The sequence below is a fragment of the Janibacter sp. YB324 genome (assembly GCF_014217915.1).
GTDB classification, from domain to species: domain Bacteria; phylum Actinomycetota; class Actinomycetes; order Actinomycetales; family Dermatophilaceae; genus Janibacter; species Janibacter indicus.
Map to the genome: position 1 here is coordinate 2,208,953 of NZ_CP060120.1, position 18,117 is coordinate 2,227,069.

The window sequence follows — 18,117 nt, forward strand, 5'->3', positions numbered from 1 at the left end:
CGTGGGCGGACCGCACGGCCACGCGCTGACCACCCACGGGCGCACGCGGCTGCACGCGCTGCCGGCGCACGTCAAGATCGTCGCGACCCTCGCCTATGTCGTCGCGGTCGTGCTCACCCCCCGAGAGGCGGTCTGGGCCCTGGGGGTGCAGGCACTGCTCCTGCTGGGTGCCGTCCTCGCCAGCCGGGTCCCGCTGCGGCACCTGGCCCCGCGACTGCTCGTCGAGGTGCCCTTCGTCGTCTTCGCGCTGCTCATGCCGTTCGTCGCGACGGGGCCGCGGGTCGACGTCGGGCCGCTGTCGCTGTCGGAGGCGGGGCTGTGGGGCGCGTGGAACCTCTTGGCCAAGGGCACGCTCGGCGTCGGCGCCTCGCTGCTGCTCGCCGCGACGACCGAGCCGGCCGACATCGTCACGGGGCTGGCACGGCTGCGGCTGCCCGGTCAGCTCGTGCTCATCCTCGGCTTCATGGTTCGCTACGCCGACATCGTCACCGGGCAGCTGCGGGCGATGCGGGTGGCCCGGGAGTCGCGGGGCTTCAGCGGTCGCGGGCTTCGGGCGTGGCCGGCGCTCGCGAGCACCGCGGGCTCGCTCTTCGTCCGCAGCTATGAGCGGGGCGAGCGGGTGCACCTCGCGATGCTCGCGCGCGGGTTCGACGGGCGGACCCACGTCGAGCGGACACCCGTGCCCGGCGCCACGTGGGCAGTGGCGATGCTGCTGCCCCTCGGCGCGGCGATCGTGCTCGCGTTTGCGAGGCTGGGCGCATGAGCATCCCGGTCATCGACCTGCGCGGCCTGCGCCACCTCTACCCCGACGGGCACCGGGCGCTCGACGGGGTCGACCTGCACATCCACCCCGGTGAGCGGGTCGCCCTGCTCGGACCCAACGGCGCCGGCAAGACGACGCTCGTGCTCCACCTCAACGGGATCCTCACCCCGTCCAGCGGCTCGGTCTCCGTCTCTGGGCTGCCCGTCGAGCGCGATCACCTGCTCGAGGTACGACGCCGGGTCGGGGTGGTCTTCCAGGACCCCGACGACCAGCTCTTCCTGACGACCGTGGCGCAGGACGTGGCCTTCGGCCCGCGCAACCTCGGGCTCTCTGCGGACGAGGTCGACGCCCGGGTCGAGGAGGCCCTCACGGCCGTCGGCATGCTCGACGTCGCCGACCGTCCCCCGCACCACCTGTCCTTCGGGCAGAAGCGGCGCGTCGCGGTCGCGACCGTGCTCGCGATGCGACCGGAGATCCTCGTGCTCGACGAGCCGAGCAGCAACCTCGACCCGGCCTCGCGTCGCGAGCTCGCCGAGATCGTCGACGGCCTCGACATCACGGTGCTCATGGTGACGCACGACCTGCCGTACGCCCTCCAGCTGTGCGAGCGCTCGGTCGTGCTCTCCGAAGGGAGGATGGTCGCCGACGCCGCGACGCGCGAGGTGCTCTCGGACGGCGAGCTCATGGCGGCCCATCGGCTGGAGCTGCCCTACGGCTTCGACCCGCGGTCGGTGCCGGGGCGAAAGCGCGGCTGACGGCCGGCTCGACCCGGTCAGGTGGTCGCTTGGTGCGGCATGCCAACGGGCATGGTGCACGAGGTGACCACCTGATGCCGGTCCGGCTCCCGATCGCTCGGGATCAGGCGAGCCCGACGAAGGTCGGCTCGAGGACGATCTCGCTGCGCAGGCTCTGCGCGATGAAGCACTCCCGGTGGGCGACCTCGACGAGCCGCTCGACCTTGGCGCGAGGGGCCGGGCTGCCGAGGGTGATGTGCGGGCGCAGGACGATCCGGGTCACCCACATCGGCCGCTCACTCTCGGGCATCTCCCCCACGGCCTCGTCCCGGTAGTCGACGACGTCGAGGCGGGCCCGCGCGGCGACGGCGAGGAAGGAGAGCATCTGGCAGCTGCTCGCCGCCGCGACGAGGAGCTGCTCGGGGTTGGGCAGGGATGCATCGCCCCGGAAGGCGACGTCGCTGCTCGCCCGCGTCGCCGTCGACGCCATCGTCAGCTCGTGCTCGCGGGAGTAGTCGTCGTAGCCGACGCCCGTCGAGCCCGACCACGCGAGGGTCGTGGTGAAGGAGTGGTCTCTGACCGGGCACCTCCCTGAGCGAGAATCGTTGTCGGTGGTCAACTCTAGAGTTCATTCATGGGGAGGAAGTACACAAAGGAACTGCTGGAAGAGGCTGCTGCCAACTCGACTTCGGTCGCGGGGATTCTCAGATACCTGGGGTTGAGACAAGCCGGAGGCACCCAGGCGCACATAGGTCGCATGCTGAAGAAGCTCGAAGTGGACACGTCTCACTTCACGCAACGTGGTCGGCCTCCCACGAGACCTCCACTGACGGCGGCACAGATCCTCGTCCGGAAGCCTCGCGACGCAAACCGGACCACGCCTGAGCAACTCCGACGTGCGCTCAACGAGATCGGTCGGCCATACGAGTGCGAGATGTGCGGGTGCGATGGAAACTGGCAAGGCCACGCCATCTCGTTGCATGTTGATCACATCGACGGCGACATGACGAACAACGTGCCTGAGAACGTTCGCTACCTATGTCCGAACTGCCATTCCACAACCGAAACGTTCGCCGGCCGACAGACGGGTCGCTACACCAGCGCCTAGACTGCACGACCGAGCCGAAGTGGCGGAATTGGCAGACGCGCGGCACTTAGGATGCCGTGTCCACGGGCGTGCGGGTTCAAGTCCCGCCTTCGGCACAAGAATTTGAGCGGAGGACTGGACCGTGTCAGAGCAACCGGAGATCGTGTGCATCTGCGGTTCGATGCGGTTCGCAGATGACCTGCGTAGGGCCCACCGGGACCTGACCGTCTCGGGACTGATCGCCCTCATGCCCGCCGAGATAGACGGGGAGGTCACGAGCGACCAGAAGGCCATGCTGGACGCACTCCACCTGCGGAAGATCGACCTTGCCGACAGGGTGCTCGTGGTCAACCCGGGCGGGTACATCGGTGAGTCCACTCGTTCAGAGATTGCCTACGCTCACGCCACCGACACGCCTGTCTCGTTCACCGACCCCCTCTGAATGGTCAGGTCCTTGCGTGGGCACGCTCCCAGATCGGCCCTCGGCCGCGCTTGAGGCAGGACGCGGGTCCGGGCAGGTTTCGAGGCTCGGCCGCGGGCGGCCTCCTCAGGGAGCGAGCTGCTCGCGCAGCAGCGGGACCATGGCACGGAAGGCGCGGCCGCGGTGGCTGATCGCGTTCTTTTCCACGTCGGTGTACTGCGCCAGGGTGCGGGTGTCTCCGTCGGGGACGAAGATCGGGTCGTAACCAAACCCGTTGTCCCCCACCGGCTCCCGCACGACGACGCCGGGGACCTCCCCTTCGCTCGTCACGGTGGTGCCGCCGGGGATCGCGAGGACCGCCGCGCAACGGAAGGCCGCCCGACGGTGCTCGTCGGGCACGTCCGCGAGCTGGTCGAGCAGGAGCTGCAGATTGCGACGGTCCTTGTCGGCCCGCGACAGGTCCGCACCCTCGTGCAGACCCGACCACCGCGCGGAGAAGATGCCGGGACTGCCACCGAGAACCTCGACGGCCAGGCCGGAGTCGTCCGCGAGCGCGGGAAGGGAGGTCCGCTGCGCCACGTGCTCCGCCTTGAGCCGGGCATTGCCGACGAAGGTCACCTCGGTCTCCGCGATCTCCCCGACCTCCGGGAAGGCGGCCATCGACACGATCTCGAGGTCGAGATCGGCACCGCCGAGGATCTGCTGCAACTCGTGGACCTTGTGCTCGTTGTGCGTCGCGAGCACGACACTCCGGGTCACTGCACGCGCTCGCGCGGGGTCTCGGCCAGGGCCGCCTGCTGCCGCGTGGTGAGCTCGGCGCAGCCGGTGGTCGCGAGGTCGAGCAGCTCGCCGAGGAGCGCCCGGTCGAAGGGGGCGCCTTCCGCCGTGCCCTGCACCTCGACGAACTCGCCGGTGCCGGTCATGACGACATTCATGTCCGTCTCGGCGGTCGAGTCCTCCGGGTAGTCGAGGTCGCAGACGGCGCGGCCGTCGACGACGCCGACCGAGACGGCGGCGATGGAGCCGGTGAGCGGCTCGGCCTTGGCCGCGATCAGGCCGCGGGTCCGGGCGTCCGCGATGGCGTCGGCGAGCGCGACGTACGCGCCGGTGATCGCGGCCGTGCGGGTGCCGCCGTCGGCCTGGAGGACGTCGCAGTCGAGGACGATCGTGTTCTCCCCCAACGCCTTGGTGTCGATGACGGCGCGCAGGCTGCGGCCGATGAGCCGGGAGATCTCGTGGGTGCGGCCGCCGACCTTGCCCTTGCGCGACTCGCGGCCGCTGCGGGTGTTGGTGCTGCGCGGGAGCATCTCGTACTCGGCGGTGACCCAGCCGGTGCCCTGCCCCTTGAGCCAGCGCGGCACACCGGCCTCGAAGGAGGCGGCGACGAGGACGCGCGTCCGGCCGAACTCGACGAGCACCGAGCCCTCGGCGTGGTCGAGCCAGTTGCGGGTGATGCGCACCTCGCGCAGCTGCTCGGGGGTGCGTCCGTCGTGGCGGGGGGTGTCAGACATGTCCTCAAGGCTAACGATCGGCCGACCCCTTACGCTCACTGCCGTGGAGAAGCACCGCGAGATCACCCTGCCCGGCGGCGGGACCACCGTCCTGCACGGCACCCGCGCCGCGGGCGACGACGCCCCGGTCGCGCTGCTGCTGCCCGCGATGGGCGTGCCGGCGGGGTACTACGGGCCCTTCGTCGACGAGCTGGCCCGGGCCGGTGTCAGCGCCGCCGTGGCCGACTACCCGGGTCAGGGCGAGTCACGCCCGCGATCCGGCCGGGGCCGGGACCTCGGGTACGACGCGCTGGCACACGCGTGGCTGCCCGCCGTGGTCCACGAGCTGCGAAGGGAGCATCCCGGCCCGGTCGTCGCCATCGGCCACTCCCTCGGTGGGCACGTGCTCGCGGCCCACCTCTCCGCGGACGAGGCCGACGTCGACGCCGTCGTCCTCATCGGCTCGGGTACGCCCTACTGGCGTGACCAGCAGGGGATCAAGACGCTGGTCCAGACCCAGTTCATCGGCCTCGTCAGCCGGGCGCTGGGCTACTGGCCGGGCACGCGCTTCGGCTTCGGTGGCACGCAGTCGAAGACCCTCATGGTCGAGTGGGCGGCCTTCGGCCGGACCGGCCGGCTCGCCCCCGGCGGTCGCGACATCGCGCCGGGGCTGGCGCATCGCGACCTGCCGCTGCTCGTGGTCGACCTCGACAACGACACCCTCGCTCCCCCTTCGGCCGTCGACGGACTGGTCGCGATGTTCGCCGGCGCGGACGTCGACCGCTGCGCCTTCGCCAAGCAGCCCGACGACCTGGGCAAGCCGGTCGACCACTACTCCTTCGCCCGCTCCCCCGAGATCATCGGTGAGCGCATCGCCACCTGGGCGCTGGACCGTGTCAGTGAGCGACGCCCTTCTGCCTGAAGGGGATCAGCGCAGCCGCTTGACGAGGTGCACCACGGCGTAGCCGGCGGGTGTCTGCTCCCGCCCCGTCTCCTCGTACCCGTGGCGGGCGTACAGCCGAAGGTTGGCCGGGCTCCGCTCGCCGGTGAAGAGGCGCACCCCGACAACTCTCGCCGGCAGGTGATCGTCGACCACGTCCAGCAGCCGCCCGCCCAGGCCGCGCCCCTGGAGGTCGGGCGCCACCATGAGCCTGCCCAGCTCCGCCCAGCCCTCCCCCGTCCGCAGCGTCAACCGGACCGATGCCACGAGTCGGGCGGTGGTGTCGCGGATCCCGAGGGTCGTCACGGCCGGGTCGGTCAGCGCCGACCGGAGGTCGTCGAGCGTCTCGACGAGAGGTGGCAGCCGCGGGTCGTCGTGCGCCTGCGCCTCGGTGACGTACGCGCCGCGCTGCAGCGTGAGCAGCTCACCTGCGTCTGACTCGGTGAGTGCGACGACATCGTTCATCCCTGCACCTCGCCAGACCAGGGATCCACGAGCTCGACACCCACGCCGACGAAGTCCTTGGTGTTGCGCGTAGCCAGGACTGCCCCGTACGAGCGGCACGTCGCCGCGACGAGTGCATCCATGGGGCCCATCGGCATGCCAACACGGTCCCGTGCCGTCTTGACGTGTGCGTACTCCGCAGCCCCGCGAGCATCCAGGGGCAGGACGCGATCATCGCCGAGACGCCCGAAGAAGGCATCGAGAGCTCGCTCGAGACGATCCCGCCGGGCCCCGTCCGGGAGTCGATCGAGTCCGCGCAGCAACTCAGCTGCCACGATGGCGGGCACGGCCAGATCGGCGGGGTCCACCTCACCGGCCCAGGTGATCACCTCAGGGTCGGGCTGGACCTTCATCAGCTCCGACACGACGTTGGTGTCGACCGCGATCATCCGAACTCGGCTCCGCTGAAGTCGACTCGAGGCTGCTCCGCCTCCCCCCGTGGCTCCACGAACTCCGCCTCGGCCTCGACTCCACCCCGCCCGGCCCAGTAGAGATCCATGAGCGCGTTGGGCCGATGCCGTCTCTGACTGACTGCCGCGGTCAGGATCGACCGGACCTCGGCCTCCATCGAGTGGCCGTGGCTCGCCGCACGCAGGCGGAGCTCGTCTCGTACCTCGTCGTCCAGATTGCGTACCGTAATCGCTGCCATTGCCATCACTCCCTGATGGCAATGCTAGCAGTCACCGTCCGCGGGTCAGGTCCTGCGTGATCCGCTGGACGCCGACGCCGACCTCCACCTCCGCAGTGGCACCGAGGACGAGCGGCATCATCGGCTGCTGGTGCCCGAAGTCCACGTCGACCACGACCGGGACGTCCAGCTCGCCGAGGGCGTCACGGACGGCGTCGTGCTGGGTCAGGGTCTCGGCGTCCGGCGCCGAGGTCCGTCCGACGAGCACGCCCGCACAGCGGTCGAACCACCCCGCCAGCCGCATCCCGTGGAGGCACCGCGCCACCTCGAAGGCATTCCCCTCCGCCGCCTCGAGAAGGACGATCGGCGCCTTGTCCTGCTCCTGAGCCCAGCCGCGCACGTCGCCGAAGGGAGTCCCCGCCAGCGGCGAGAGCACCTCGATGCACCCGCCGACGAGCGGCCCAGCGAAGCTCGCCGACTCCCCCTCGAGCAGGGACCACGCCGTCGGCTCGGTGAGCGTCATCTCGTCGACGCCGGGGTCCCCGACGTAGTCGTCCCAACCGTTCGCCCGCCTGTGGCTGGCCGCGGACTGGGTGAGCGCTCCCCCTTCACTCGCGGCGACGTCGAGCCAGTGCAGGTGACCGGTCGCCGGCGCGTATGGCGAGTCCATGAGGTTCATCCCGTGGAGGGTCGCCCACCCCGAGCGCAGGGTCAGCGGCAGCATCGTCGTCGTAGTGTCGGAGAAGCCGACGTACCAGCACGGTTCGCACTCGGCGAGGAGGTCGAGATCGAGGTAGGGCAGGACGTCGATGCCGGTCTCACCACCCCACGGCGGGATGACGGCGGCGATGTCGGGATCCACGAGCAGGGCCATGAGCTCGTCGGCCCGGGCCTCCTTGGAGGCGCTCACGTGGTGGTCGTCGGCATCGCGCAGGCAGACCCCCTCGATGACCTCGAAGCCACGCCGCCGCAGGTGGGCGATCGCCACATCGAGGCGCGGCCAGAGCGCGGGACCCACGCCCGAGCTCGGTGCAGTCACGGCGATCGTGTCACCGGGGCGAAGGGGGGCGGGCAGTCGCGCGTCCATGGGTCCAGCCAAGCAGCCGCAGGGCACTGCGTCGAACGGCACCGCGTGTCGTACTGCAGTTCGGCGTCCGAACCCGTCAGGCCGCTGACGCCTCACCGGTACTGAGGTGAACTGCAGTACGACGCGCGACGACACGCCCCGCGACCGGCTCGACGAGCAGCACCGTCACCATGGCGAGCAGGACCGCGGTTGCGGCGATCGGCCCGGGCGCGGCCAGGGCACCAGCCGCGCCCGTCGCGAGGGCGGCCACCGGCCGCAGCCAGGTCATCGGTCCGAGCACGAGTGCCATCGCGAGGTAACGCCAGCGCCAGCCGAGGGTGACGAGCACGAGCACCGCCAGCAGGGTCGGCAGGCTGAGCCAGGCCGACCACAGCACTCCCGCACGGGCGATCGCCTCGCGCTCGGGTCCGGTCGTCACCACGGCACCGACGACCACGGGCACCACGAGGAGGGCGACAGCCACAGCCAGTCCGAGAGCGTTGGCTGCCAGGTCCCGCCGCCACGACGGCAACCGACCGGTGCGGCCCTGCGCCGCGCGGTACCCGCTGAAGGCACCGTCGAACGCAACGACGACCCCGAGCAGGACCACCCAGCCCATCAGGCCCCCTTCGTCCCGATGACCGGTCGCACGACGTGCCGCACGCTCTGACCGGCCATGCACTGGGCGGCGTAACCTGGCGCGCCCTCGGCGACGGCGGCCAGGAGGACGGCCGCGGGGTGCGCGCGCCGAGCGGAGAGGTTGCCGTCGTGCCGGGACAGGGCCACGCGCATCCGTGCCCGGTGGAAGACCCAGGCGCCCAGGCGCGTCACCGGCCCTGGCTCCGGGTCGTCGTGGGCGAAGGCCGCGACACCGGCCTCGTGGTGGGGGCGAAGAATCCCGGCAGGTGGGTGGCCGGGATGTGGTGGAGCACGCCGGACGAGATGACGACGGTCGCCTCCGGGTCGTCGATCGCGAGCCCGGGTTCGAAGGCGTCGCCGACGACGAACCGCGCCCGGCAGCCGTCGGCACGCGCCAGCTCACCGGCCCAGGCCATGAGCCCGGGGTCGTGGTCGACGCCGACGAGCTCGACCCCGGCGAGGATCGGGTCGTGGCTGAGCCAGCGCAGGACGTAACCGCTGCCGCAGCCCAAGTCCACGACACGGCGAAGGGGGCGACCCGTCCGTCCTCGCAGGCGGCCGAGCTCCTCGCTGATCCGGTGCGGCATCTCCATCTCCTCACCGAACCGCTGCAGCTCGGCGTGCACGCGCCGCATGAGCGCCTCGACGTGCCCGGCGTCGAGGACGTCGTCCGTGGCCGGCAGTCGCTCGACGAGCCGCGCTGCCCGCTCCTGCCCCGAGGCACGCAGCCGCGCAGCCGCCTCGGACCGCCGGGCCGGGCCGGGTGTGATGAGGTCGCTGATCTCCAGCGGCGGGAGGCTCACACCTCGTAGGTGGCGTCCGGCCGGGCGAGCTCGACCTCACCGGGCCACACCTGTGCGGCCTCGGCGCGACAGGCCTGCGGGTCGTTCCACGCGGGGATGTGCGTGAGCATGAGGCGCTGGACGCCACCGGCGGCGACGGCGGCCTCGGCGGCCCGTCGTCCCGTGAGGTGGATGCCGCGCACCTCGTCGCGCCCCTCGACGAAGGCCGAGTCGACGAGCACGAGGTCGGCGTCGGCGAAGAGCGGCGACAGCGCGTCGCACGAGTCGGTGTCACCGCTGTAGGCGAGCACCCTGCCGTCCGCCTCGACGCGGAAGCCGTACGCCTCGACCGGGTGGTTCACGAGGAAGGGCCGCACGACGAAGGGTCCGATGTGCGTCGGCACGCTCGTGGAGATGCGACGGAAGTCCAAGACCCCGGTCATGCCGGCCTCGTCGATGCCCTCGTAGGCCGCGGCGAGGCGCTCGGCCGCGCCTGCGGGGCCGTAGACCGGCAGGCGCTCGGTGAGCGCACCCTCGGGCCGGTAGGTGCGGGTGACGTACATGCCGGTGAGGTCGATGCAGTGGTCGGGGTGCAGGTGGCTGAGCACGACGGCGTCGAGGTCGGCGGGGTCGGCGTGCCGCTGCAGGGCGCCGAGCGCGCCGTTGCCGAGGTCGAGCACGATGCGCCAGGTGCGCCCCTCGTGCTCGGCCGTCACGAGATAGCAGGAAGCCGGCGACTCGGGGCCCGCGAAGGACCCGGAGCACCCGACGACGGTGAGCCTCACGACTCTTCCCCCATGTTGCCGAAGACGTCCGCCACCTCGGGGCCGAGGAAGCGGCGGGCCAGCGACCGGAAGCGATCCGGGTCTCCCGTGGTGGTGAAGCCGTGCCCCGGAGCCGGCAGCGACTCGGGACGCAGCAGGTCGTGGTCCGCAAGGACACGGTAGACGTCCTTGGCCGTTTCCTCGGCCGATGAGACGAGGGTGACACCCTCGCCCATGACATAGGACAAGGCACCGGTGAGCAGCGGGTAGTGCGTGCAGCCGAGGACGAGCGTGTCCACCTCCGCCTCACGAAGGGGGGCGAGGTAGCCGCGTGCCACCTCCAGCACTTCCGGCCCGGACGTCGTCCCGGCCTCCACGAGCTCGACGAAGCGCGGGCAGGGCTGGGAGACGACCTGTGCGGTCGGCGCGGCGGCGAATGCGTCGAGGTAGGCGCGGGAGCGGTGCGTGCCCTCGGTCGAGATGACCCCGATGCGGTGGTTGCGGGTCGCGAGCGCCGCGCGGCGCACCGCCGGTCGGATCACCTCGATGACCGGCACGTCGTACCGCTCGCGGGCGTCGTGCAGGACGGCGGCGCTGGCGGTGTTGCACGCGATGACGAGGACCTTGACGCCGTGCTCGACGAGCCGGTCGAGGCACTCGAGCGCGTACTCACGGGTCTGCGCGATCGGCCTGGGGCCATAGGGCGCTCGCGCCGTGTCACCGAGATAGGCGACCGACTCGTGCGGCAGCTGGTCGATGACGGCGCGCGCGACCGTCAGCCCGCCGAAGCCGGAGTCGAAGATGCCGATGGGCTGGGCGGCCGTGGCCGGCCCGCTCACTCCTCGTCCTCGCCGGTGAGCGCGCGGGTCAGCGACTCCTGCAGCCACGTGAGGAAGTCGTAGACGCCGAGGGCGAAGACCGCCGGGTCGTCGGCGTCGAGCGTCTCGATGAGCTCCTCGAGCCGGGTCGCGTCCTCGTCGGTGCGCAGCCCGAGCCGCTCGCCCATGACGAGGCGCACGTCGGTGAGGGCGACGAGCACCTGCGGCGCCTGCGCGCGGGTGACGACCCACCGGTCCTCGTCGACCGACTCGAGGGTGCGCACCGTGGTCGCGAGGCCGTCGTGCTTGCGCTGGCGCAGCCCCTGCTCGGTGAAGCGACGGAACTCCGCGGCCTCCTGCTCGTCCTCCCGGTTGCCCGTGGGGAAGAGCCGGTCGAGCGCCGGGTCGCGGTCCTCGCCGAGGCCGAAGGCCCGGTCCGGGACCTCGACGCCCGCAGCCCCGTGCTCGGTGTCCGTCGACAGGTCACCCAGCCCGGCGACGATCGCCTCGAAGGGGTCGGCGTGCTCCCCCTTCGTCACGGAGGCGGGGGCGACGAGGTCCATGACCTGCAGGCACAGGCCGGCCACGACGGCCCGCTCGTTGTCGTCCATGATCGCGACGAGGTCTTCCCCGTCCGCGGCAAAGGCGTGGGCCATCAGGCGTCCTTCTGGAAGGTCGCCCACAGGCCGTAGCCCTGCAGCGCCTCCGTGTCGGCTTCCATCTGCTCCTTGGGGCCGTGAGCCACGACGGCGCGGCCCTTGAGGTGCACGTCCATCATGAGCTTCTCCGCCTGCTGCTTCGGGTAGCCGAAGTGCGTCTGGAAGACCCAGGTGACGTAGGACATGAGGTTGACCGGGTCGTTCCACACCAGCGTGATCCACGGGGTGTCGACGGCCTCGACGACGTCGGGCTCGGACGTCTGCTGCTCGGCTGGGGCGATGGACACGCCCTCCACCCTAGAGTGGCCGGCGTGACGATCCGACCCAGCACCGCCCTGCTCACCGATCACTACGAGCTGACGATGCTCCAGGCCGCCCTGCGCAGCGGCGCGGCCTCGCGTCGGTGCGTCTTCGAGACCTTCGCGCGGCGGCTGCCGAGCGGGCGCCGCTACGGCGTCCTCGCCGGCACCGGTCGGGTGCTCGACGCCATCGAGGACTTCCGCTTCGGCCCCGAGGAGCTGCGCGACCTGCGCGAGCGCCGGGTCGTCGACGAGGACACCCTCGGGTTCCTCGCCGACTACCGCTTCGACGGCGACATCTGGGGCTATGCCGAGGGCGAGACCTACTTCCCCTACTCCCCCGTGCTCGTCGTCGAGTCCGACTTCGCGCACGGCGTGATCCTCGAGACGGTGATCCTGTCGATCCTCAACCACGACTCCGCCGTGGCCTCTGCCGCGTCGCGGATGACCGGTGCCGCCGGGTCGCGGCCGGTCATCGAGATGGGCAGCCGCCGCACCCACGACGAGGCGGCGGTCGCGGCGGCGCGGGCGGCCTACATCGCCGGGTTCTCGTCCACGTCCAACCTCGAGGCCGGTCGGCGGCACGGCGTGCCGACCGGTGGCACCGCGGCCCACGCCTTCACCCTGCTGCACGAGAGCGAGCGCGAGGCCTTCGAGGCGCAGGTGGCGTCCCTGGGAGCCGACACCACCCTGCTCGTGGACACCTACGACGTGACCGAAGGGGTGAGGACGGCTGTCGAGGTCGCCGGCACCTCGCTCGGTGGCGTGCGTCTCGACTCGGGTGACCTCGTGGTCCAGGCGAGCGAGGTCCGAGAGCAGCTCGACGCGCTGGGCGCGACCGAGACCCAGATCGTCGTCACCTCCGACCTCGACGAGTACGCCATCGCGGCCCTCGCGGCCGCCCCCGTCGACACCTATGGCGTCGGCACCCGGGTGGTCACCGGGTCGGGCCACCCGACCGCGTCGATGGTCTACAAGCTCGTCGCCCGCGAGGACGACGAAGGGCGGATGATCGGCGTCGCCAAGAAGAGCAAGGACAAGCAGTCGGTTGGCGGGCGCAAGTACGCATTGCGTCGACGCAACCCGCTGGGTGTCGTCGAGGCCGAGGTGCTCGGCATCGGCGAGCAGCCCGTCGGCGACGCCGACGACCGCGACCTGCTCGTGCGGCTCGTCGAGGGCGGCGAGGTCGTCGGGCGCGAGCACGCGAGCCTCGAGGCCGCCCGCGCCCGGCACGAGGCGTCCGTGGCCGAGCTGCCGCGCTCGGCGCACCAGCTGAGCCAGGGCCAGCCCGCGGTCGAGACGGTCTTCCTCACCGACACCCCCTAGGACGTCCCTCACAGCGCCCCGCTCCCGGATGTGCGGGCAGGGTAACGCGGCCTTTACGTACTCAGACCGGGCGCGAAACACGGTCTTGCAAGCCTCCCGGCATGACCACGACGCTGCCCACCAGCACCGCTGACGCCACCACCCCCGCCGGTCCCGTCCGTCGGGCCGGACGCTGGATCGACCACTGGGACCCGGAGGACACGGCCTTCTGGGAGGGCGGCGGCCGGGCGGTCGCCCGCCACAACCTGGGCTGGTCGGTGCTCGCCGAGTTCCTCGGCTTCTGCGTGTGGGCGCTGTGGAGCGTCGTCGTCCCGCAGCTGAACGGCGTCGGCTTCGCGCTCACCCTGGACCAGCAGTTCTGGCTCATCGCGGTGCCGAGCCTCGTCGGTGCCTTCCTGCGCGTCCCCTACACCTTCATGGTCCCGCTGGTCGGCGGGCGCAACTGGACGATCATCTCGGCGCTGCTGCTCCTGCTGCCCACCCTCGCCCTGGCCTGGGTCGTGGGCCGGCCGGAGACCCCCTTCGCGCTGCTCCTCGGCATCGCCGCACTCGCCGGCTTCGGCGGGGGCAACTTCGCGTCGTCGATGACCAACATCTCCTTCTTCTTCCCCGAGGCGGAAAAGGGGAAGGCGCTGGGGCTCAACGCAGCCGGCGGCAACCTCGGCACCGGCATCGTGCAGCTCGTCGTCCCCGCCGTCATCGCGATCGGCGCCGGGATCGAGCGGGCCGGCCTGCTCTTCGTGCCGCTCGTGCTGCTCGCCGCGCTCGGCGCCTGGCGCGGCATGGACAACCTCAGCACCGCGCGGTCCGACCACCGCAGCTGGGCGAAGGCCGCCACCCACCCCCACACCTGGATCATCTCCTTCCTCTACATCGGCACCTTCGGCTCCTTCATCGGCTACTCGGCGGCCTTCCCGACGCTGCTTACGAGCCAGTTCCCCGAAGGTGACGACGTCGATCGCCTTCGTCGGCGCGGTCCTCGGCGCCGCGAGCCGACCGCTCGGCGGGACCATCGCCGACCGGCTGGGCGGCGCGCGGGTGACCATCGCGGCCTTCGTCGTCATGGGGCTCGCCGCGGGGCTGGCGATCCTCGCCCTCTCCGCGCACTCCTTCGTCCTCTTCCTCCTCGCCTTCCTCGTGCTCTTCACCGGGGCCGGCATCGGCAACGGCGCGACCTATCGGATGATCCCGGCCGTCTTCCGGGCCGGGGTGCGTGACGGCGAGGAGCTCGCCATCGCACGCCGCAGTGCCGCCGGCTGCATCGGGATCGCCGGCGCCGTGGGTGCCGTCGGCGGCTTCCTCGTGCCGCGCGGCTTCGCGATGTCGACGACGAGCTTCGGCTCCCTCGTTCCCGCGATCGGGGTCTTCATCGCGGCCTACGTCCTCATGGCCGCGCTCACCTGGGCGGTCTACGTCCGCCGCGGCTCGCGTCTGGCCGGCGAGGGCATCTGATGGTCGACAGCCACTGCCCCTACTGCGCGCTGCAGTGCGCGATGACGATGGAGCCGGTGGGTCTCGGGACGGCAGATCTCGAGGGTCGGCCGCGGACGGCCTCCCACCGCCCACGCGGAACGTGGGACCCAGACCAGCGAATTGAGGTGGAGGGCCGCGACTTCCCGACCAACCGGGGCGGCATGTGCCGCAAGGGGTGGACCTCGGCCGAGGTGCTGCGCGCCCCCGACCGGCTCACCACTCCCCTGGTGCGCGGCGCCGACGGGGAGCTGCACCCGACGGGCTGGGACGAGGTGCTCGGCCTCCTCGCCGACCGGCTCCGGGCGATCGCGGACGAGCACGGGCCCGACGCGGTGGCCGTCTTCGGCGGTGGTGGGCTGACGAACGAGAAGGCCTACCAGCTCGGCAAGTTCGCCCGGATCGCGTTGCGCACCAAGCACATCGACTACAACGGCCGCTTCTGCATGGCCTCCGCCGCGGCCGCCGCCAACCGGTCGCTCGGGATGGACCGGGGCCTGCCCTTCCCCGTCACCGACCTCGACACCTCCGGCGCGATCCTGCTGCTCGGCAGCAATGTCGCCGAGACGATGCCTCCCTTCGTCGGGCACCTGGCGGGAGCTCGCGCGGCCGGTGGGCTCGTCGTCGTCGACCCGCGCCGCTCGGCCACGGCCGACCTCACCGACGACGGGCAGGGCGTCCACCTGCAGCCCGTCCCCGGGACCGACCTCGTCGTGCTCCAGGCGCTGCTGCACGTCGTCCTGGCCGAGTCGCTCGCCGACGAGGCCTACCTCGCCGAGCGGACGAGCGGGCTCGACGACGTCGCCCGCTCCGTCGCCGCGTGGTGGCCCGAGCGGGCCGAGCAGGTCTGCGGGGTGCCCGCTGACGACCTGCGGGCGACCGCTCGGCTGCTCGCGGCGGCCAGCCCCGCACGGGGAGGCGCGGGCGTCCACGTCCTCACCGGGCGCGGCGTCGAGCAGTCCACCCAGGGCACCGCGACGGTCACCGCCGCGATCAACCTCGCCCTCGCGCTCGGCCTCGTCGGACGCGAAGGGAGCGGCTACGGCGCCCTCACGGGTCAGGGCAACGGCCAGGGTGGGCGCGAGCACGGGCAGAAGGCGGACCAGCTGCCCGGCTACCGGATGATCGCCGACCCGGCCGCCCGCGAGCACGTCGCCGCGGTCTGGGGCGTCGACGCCGACGACCTGCCCGGCCCGGGCCTGCCGGCCGTCGAGCTGCTGCGCTCCCTCGGCACCCCCGGCGGACCCCGGGCACTTCTCGTCCATGGGGCCAACCCCGTCGTGAGCGCACCCCGCGCCGATGCCGTCGCCGATCGACTGCGCGCACTCGACCTGCTCGTCGTCTGCGACGTCGTCCCCTCCGAGACCGTGGCCCTCGCCGACATCGTCCTGCCGGTCACGCAGTGGGCCGAGGAGGAGGGCACGATGACCAACCTCGAGGGCCGGATCATCCGTCGCCGCAAGGCGATCGATCCGCCCGAGGGAGTCGTCTCGGAGCTGTGGGTGTGGTCGCAGCTCGCCGCTCGCCTCGATGCCCCGGGCACGTGGTCGACGGTCCCGTCAGAGGTCTTCGACGAGCTGGCCAGGGCGAGCGTCGGCGGCCGCGCCGACTACTCCGGGCTGAGCCACGCCCGCCTCGACCGCGAGAGCGACCTGCACTGGCCCTGCCCGGCCAGCGGCGAAGGGGAGGCCCCGCACCCGGGCACCCCGCGCGCCTTCCTCGAAGACTTCCCCACGCCCGACGGCCGTGCCCGGCTCGTGCCCGTCGACCACGTCGGACCGGCCGAGGACCTGCGGCGCGATGCCCCGCTCTTCCTCATCACCGGGCGCGTCCTCGAGCACTACCAGTCGGGGGCACAGACCCGCCGGGTGGCAGCGCTCCTCGCGGCGCAACCGACCCCCTTCGTCGAGGTGCATCCACTCCTCGCCCACCGCCTGGGCATCGAGGAGGGCGACCAGCTCGACCTGCGCACCGCGCGGGCCACGGTCAGCGCGCCCGCGCGGATCACCGACCGGGTCCGGCCGGACACGGTCTTCATGCCCTTCCACTTCGCCGGTGCCGGGAGCGTCAACCGGGCGACCAACGACGCGGTCGACCCGATCTCGTCGATGCCGGAGTTCAAGGTGTGCGCCGTCGACGTCGCCGCCAGCACGGCCGATCACGTCCCCGAGCCGCTGGAGGTCAGCGCATGAGCCACATCGTCGTCATCGGCTACGGGATGGTCGGGTCCCGATTCGTCGAGGACCTCACGGCCGCCGACCACGCCGGCGAACACCTCGTCACGGTGCTCGGCGACGAGGCCTGCGAGCCCTACAACCGGGTGCTGCTCAGCGACGTCGTCGCGGGCACGCGCGGGCTCTCGGCGATCGCCCTCCCCGCGCCCGACCACCCGCGCGTCACGGTGCAGCGCGGCGTCGCGGTGCGGGCGATCGACCGCGAGCGCCGCGACGTCCTGCTCGCCGACGACACGCGGGTCCCCTACGACGAGCTCGTCATCGCCACCGGGGCGGCCGCCCGGGTCCCGAGGGTCCCGGGTCTCGGTAACGGTCCCGGTCCGGGTGACCTGCCGACCGGGGTGCACGTGCTGCGCTCCATCGACGACGCCCGCGAGATCATCGCGGCGACCCTCAACGCCCGCCGCGCCATCGTCCTCGGCGGCGGCGTGCTCGGCCTCGAGGCCGCGAGCGGGCTCGCCCGACGCGACCTCGCCGTCACCGTCGTCCACCCCTCCCCTGCCCTCATGGAGCGCCAGCTCGACGAGGCCGCCAGCCGGGTCGTCGAGTCGACCCTGCGCCGGAACGGTGTCGACCAGCGGGTCGGCGTCGGGGCGCAGGAGATCGTCGTCGAGGAGGGCCGGCTGCGACGGGTGCACCTGACGAACGGCGAGGTGCTCGCCGCCGACCTGCTCGTGCTGTCGACCGGCACCGTGCCCAGCACCCAGCTGGCCGAGGCGGCCGGGATCGACGTCGACCGCGGCGTCCTCGTCGACGCCGACCTGACGACGAGCGACCCGCACGTGCACGCCATCGGTGATTGCGCCCAGCCTCCCGGTGGCGCCAGTGGTCTCGTCGCCCAGGGGTGGGAGCAGGCCCGCCGTCTCGCCGACCTGCTCACCGGCCGCGACCCCGAGACCGTGACCACCGGCGTCGGCGACGTCGTCAAGCCCAAGACCCACGGCGTCGACATCGTGACGATGGGCGTGTGCGGCAGCGGCCGGGCCGACGACCCCGGACTGCGCGTGGTGCGGCTCAGCGACCCCTCTGCCGGCCGGCACCTCGAGATCGTCGTGCGCGACGGCCTGCTCCTGGGCGCCACGACCGTCGGCGCGGGTCGCGTCGGCACCGACCTGATCACCACCTACACCCGCCGCACGCCCCTGCCGGCCGACCCGGCGCACCTGCTGCTGCCGGCGGTCGCGCCTGCGGCCACGACGACGCGACGGGACTCCCCTTCGCTCATCCCGGACCGGGCAACGATCTGCCGCTGCAACGGCGTGACGAAGGGGGACATCCGCACCGAGTTCGCCTCCGGCGCAACGACGCTGGAGCAGGTGGCCGCGAGCACGCGGGCGACGACCGGCTGCGGCGGCTGCACCGACGCCGTGTGCGGGATCCTCGACTGGCTCGGCGCCGACGCAGGCCCCTCACAGCCCCCGACCACGCCTGGTGAGGACGGGTTCACACCGGGGAAACACGACCAAGACCGAGCCGAAACGAGGGCTTCCTAA

The 18,117-nt window shown here is 72.1% G+C and carries 22 protein-coding genes, 1 tRNA gene and 1 pseudogene; 10 read left to right on the forward strand and 14 right to left on the reverse strand.

Annotated features, from left to right (window positions below; genetic code table 11):
* The first annotated feature begins 1 nt into the window (after position 1).
* Both cbiQ and H7A72_RS10755 read left to right on the forward strand, forming a co-directional pair.
* Entirely contained in the window at positions 2 to 763 is a 762-nt protein-coding gene (cbiQ, locus tag H7A72_RS10750; RefSeq protein WP_084452245.1) for a cobalt ECF transporter T component CbiQ, read from the forward strand.
* Positions 760 to 1,518, forward strand: a complete 759-nt coding sequence (locus H7A72_RS10755; protein ID WP_084452243.1) for an energy-coupling factor ABC transporter ATP-binding protein — start codon at positions 760 to 762, stop codon at positions 1,516 to 1,518. Before cbiQ ends, H7A72_RS10755 begins: the two co-directional genes overlap by 4 nt.
* A gap of 103 nt (positions 1,519 to 1,621) precedes the next feature.
* On the opposite strand, the gene H7A72_RS10760 is transcribed toward H7A72_RS10755, so the two are convergent.
* On the reverse strand, positions 1,622 to 2,116 hold the full coding sequence (locus H7A72_RS10760; RefSeq protein WP_185220513.1) for an OsmC family protein: 495 nt from the start codon (positions 2,114 to 2,116) through the stop codon (positions 1,622 to 1,624).
* A 315-nt stretch (positions 2,117 to 2,431) separates the two neighbouring features.
* On the opposite strand from H7A72_RS10760, the gene H7A72_RS17190 reads away from it, so the two are divergent.
* The 3 genes from H7A72_RS17190 (at position 2,432) to H7A72_RS10775 (ending at position 3,026) form a co-directional block, all read left to right on the forward strand.
* Complete coding sequence (locus H7A72_RS17190) at positions 2,432 to 2,605, forward strand: HNH endonuclease signature motif containing protein (RefSeq protein WP_205703062.1); 174 nt, start codon at positions 2,432 to 2,434, stop codon at positions 2,603 to 2,605.
* 13 nt (positions 2,606 to 2,618) lie between these two features.
* Positions 2,619 to 2,700, forward strand: a tRNA-Leu gene (locus H7A72_RS10770).
* Between the two features lie 26 nt (positions 2,701 to 2,726).
* The gene (locus tag H7A72_RS10775) at positions 2,727 to 3,026 is read left to right on the forward strand and encodes a hypothetical protein (protein WP_143445591.1); all 300 of its coding nucleotides are present in this window, start codon (positions 2,727 to 2,729) and stop codon (positions 3,024 to 3,026) included.
* A gap of 105 nt (positions 3,027 to 3,131) precedes the next feature.
* On the opposite strand, the gene rdgB is transcribed toward H7A72_RS10775, so the two are convergent.
* Entirely contained in the window at positions 3,132 to 3,764 is a 633-nt protein-coding gene (gene rdgB / locus H7A72_RS10780) for an RdgB/HAM1 family non-canonical purine NTP pyrophosphatase (protein ID WP_084452239.1), read from the reverse strand.
* Positions 3,761 to 4,516: a ribonuclease PH gene (rph, locus tag H7A72_RS10785; RefSeq protein WP_084452237.1), complete on the reverse strand. Its 756-nt coding sequence runs from the start codon at positions 4,514 to 4,516 to the stop codon at positions 3,761 to 3,763. The genes rdgB and rph overlap by 4 nt, the downstream gene beginning before the upstream one ends.
* Positions 4,517 to 4,559: 43 nt before the next feature.
* Between rph and H7A72_RS10790 the strand changes: the two genes are divergently transcribed.
* Entirely contained in the window at positions 4,560 to 5,417 is an 858-nt protein-coding gene (locus H7A72_RS10790) for an alpha/beta fold hydrolase (RefSeq protein ID WP_185220514.1), read from the forward strand.
* 6 nt (positions 5,418 to 5,423) lie between these two features.
* Here the strand turns inward: H7A72_RS10790 and H7A72_RS10795 are convergent, their stop codons facing one another.
* The 11 genes from H7A72_RS10795 to clpS form a co-directional block, all read right to left on the reverse strand.
* A complete protein-coding gene (locus tag H7A72_RS10795) occupies positions 5,424 to 5,900 on the reverse strand; it encodes a GNAT family N-acetyltransferase (RefSeq protein WP_084452235.1) in 477 nt (158 codons plus the stop codon).
* Complete coding sequence (locus tag H7A72_RS10800; RefSeq protein WP_084452232.1) at positions 5,897 to 6,328, reverse strand: type II toxin-antitoxin system VapC family toxin; 432 nt, start codon at positions 6,326 to 6,328, stop codon at positions 5,897 to 5,899. Before H7A72_RS10800 ends, H7A72_RS10795 begins: the two co-directional genes overlap by 4 nt.
* On the reverse strand, positions 6,325 to 6,594 hold the full coding sequence (locus H7A72_RS17195) for an Arc family DNA-binding protein (protein WP_200811237.1): 270 nt from the start codon (positions 6,592 to 6,594) through the stop codon (positions 6,325 to 6,327). Before H7A72_RS17195 ends, H7A72_RS10800 begins: the two co-directional genes overlap by 4 nt.
* 25 nt (positions 6,595 to 6,619) lie before the next feature.
* Positions 6,620 to 7,654: a S66 peptidase family protein gene (locus tag H7A72_RS10810; protein ID WP_084452230.1), complete on the reverse strand. Its 1,035-nt coding sequence runs from the start codon at positions 7,652 to 7,654 to the stop codon at positions 6,620 to 6,622.
* Positions 7,655 to 7,730: 76 nt separating this feature from the next.
* On the reverse strand, positions 7,731 to 8,252 hold the full coding sequence (locus tag H7A72_RS10815) for a hypothetical protein (RefSeq protein ID WP_084452228.1): 522 nt from the start codon (positions 8,250 to 8,252) through the stop codon (positions 7,731 to 7,733).
* On the reverse strand, positions 8,252 to 8,464 hold the full coding sequence (locus tag H7A72_RS10820) for a hypothetical protein (RefSeq protein WP_084452226.1): 213 nt from the start codon (positions 8,462 to 8,464) through the stop codon (positions 8,252 to 8,254). The genes H7A72_RS10815 and H7A72_RS10820 overlap by 1 nt, the downstream gene beginning before the upstream one ends.
* Entirely contained in the window at positions 8,461 to 9,075 is a 615-nt protein-coding gene (locus H7A72_RS10825; protein ID WP_185220515.1) for a class I SAM-dependent methyltransferase, read from the reverse strand. Before H7A72_RS10825 ends, H7A72_RS10820 begins: the two co-directional genes overlap by 4 nt.
* Positions 9,072 to 9,839, reverse strand: a complete 768-nt coding sequence (locus H7A72_RS10830) for an MBL fold metallo-hydrolase (RefSeq protein WP_185220516.1) — start codon at positions 9,837 to 9,839, stop codon at positions 9,072 to 9,074. The genes H7A72_RS10825 and H7A72_RS10830 overlap by 4 nt, the downstream gene beginning before the upstream one ends.
* Complete coding sequence (gene murI / locus H7A72_RS10835; RefSeq protein ID WP_185220517.1) at positions 9,836 to 10,657, reverse strand: glutamate racemase; 822 nt, start codon at positions 10,655 to 10,657, stop codon at positions 9,836 to 9,838. Before murI ends, H7A72_RS10830 begins: the two co-directional genes overlap by 4 nt.
* Positions 10,654 to 11,292, reverse strand: a complete 639-nt coding sequence (locus tag H7A72_RS10840) for a DUF2017 family protein (protein WP_185220518.1) — start codon at positions 11,290 to 11,292, stop codon at positions 10,654 to 10,656. Before H7A72_RS10840 ends, murI begins: the two co-directional genes overlap by 4 nt.
* Positions 11,292 to 11,582 carry an ATP-dependent Clp protease adapter ClpS gene (clpS, locus tag H7A72_RS10845; RefSeq protein WP_072625094.1) on the reverse strand — a complete coding sequence of 97 codons (291 nt, stop codon included), beginning with the start codon at positions 11,580 to 11,582 and terminating at the stop codon, positions 11,292 to 11,294. Before clpS ends, H7A72_RS10840 begins: the two co-directional genes overlap by 1 nt.
* A 15-nt stretch (positions 11,583 to 11,597) precedes the next feature.
* Between clpS and H7A72_RS10850 the strand changes: the two genes are divergently transcribed.
* The 4 genes and pseudogenes from H7A72_RS10850 (at position 11,598) to H7A72_RS10865 (ending at position 18,117) form a co-directional block, all read left to right on the forward strand.
* Entirely contained in the window at positions 11,598 to 12,920 is a 1,323-nt protein-coding gene (locus H7A72_RS10850; RefSeq protein WP_072625095.1) for a nicotinate phosphoribosyltransferase, read from the forward strand.
* A 101-nt stretch (positions 12,921 to 13,021) separates the two neighbouring features.
* Positions 13,022 to 14,372: pseudogene (locus tag H7A72_RS10855) on the forward strand (MFS transporter).
* Positions 14,372 to 16,582 carry a molybdopterin oxidoreductase family protein gene (locus H7A72_RS10860; RefSeq protein ID WP_185220519.1) on the forward strand — a complete coding sequence of 737 codons (2,211 nt, stop codon included), beginning with the start codon at positions 14,372 to 14,374 and terminating at the stop codon, positions 16,580 to 16,582. Before H7A72_RS10855 ends, H7A72_RS10860 begins: the two are co-directional and overlap by 1 nt.
* Positions 16,579 to 18,117: an FAD-dependent oxidoreductase gene (locus H7A72_RS10865; RefSeq protein ID WP_185220520.1), complete on the forward strand. Its 1,539-nt coding sequence runs from the start codon at positions 16,579 to 16,581 to the stop codon at positions 18,115 to 18,117. The genes H7A72_RS10860 and H7A72_RS10865 overlap by 4 nt, the downstream gene beginning before the upstream one ends.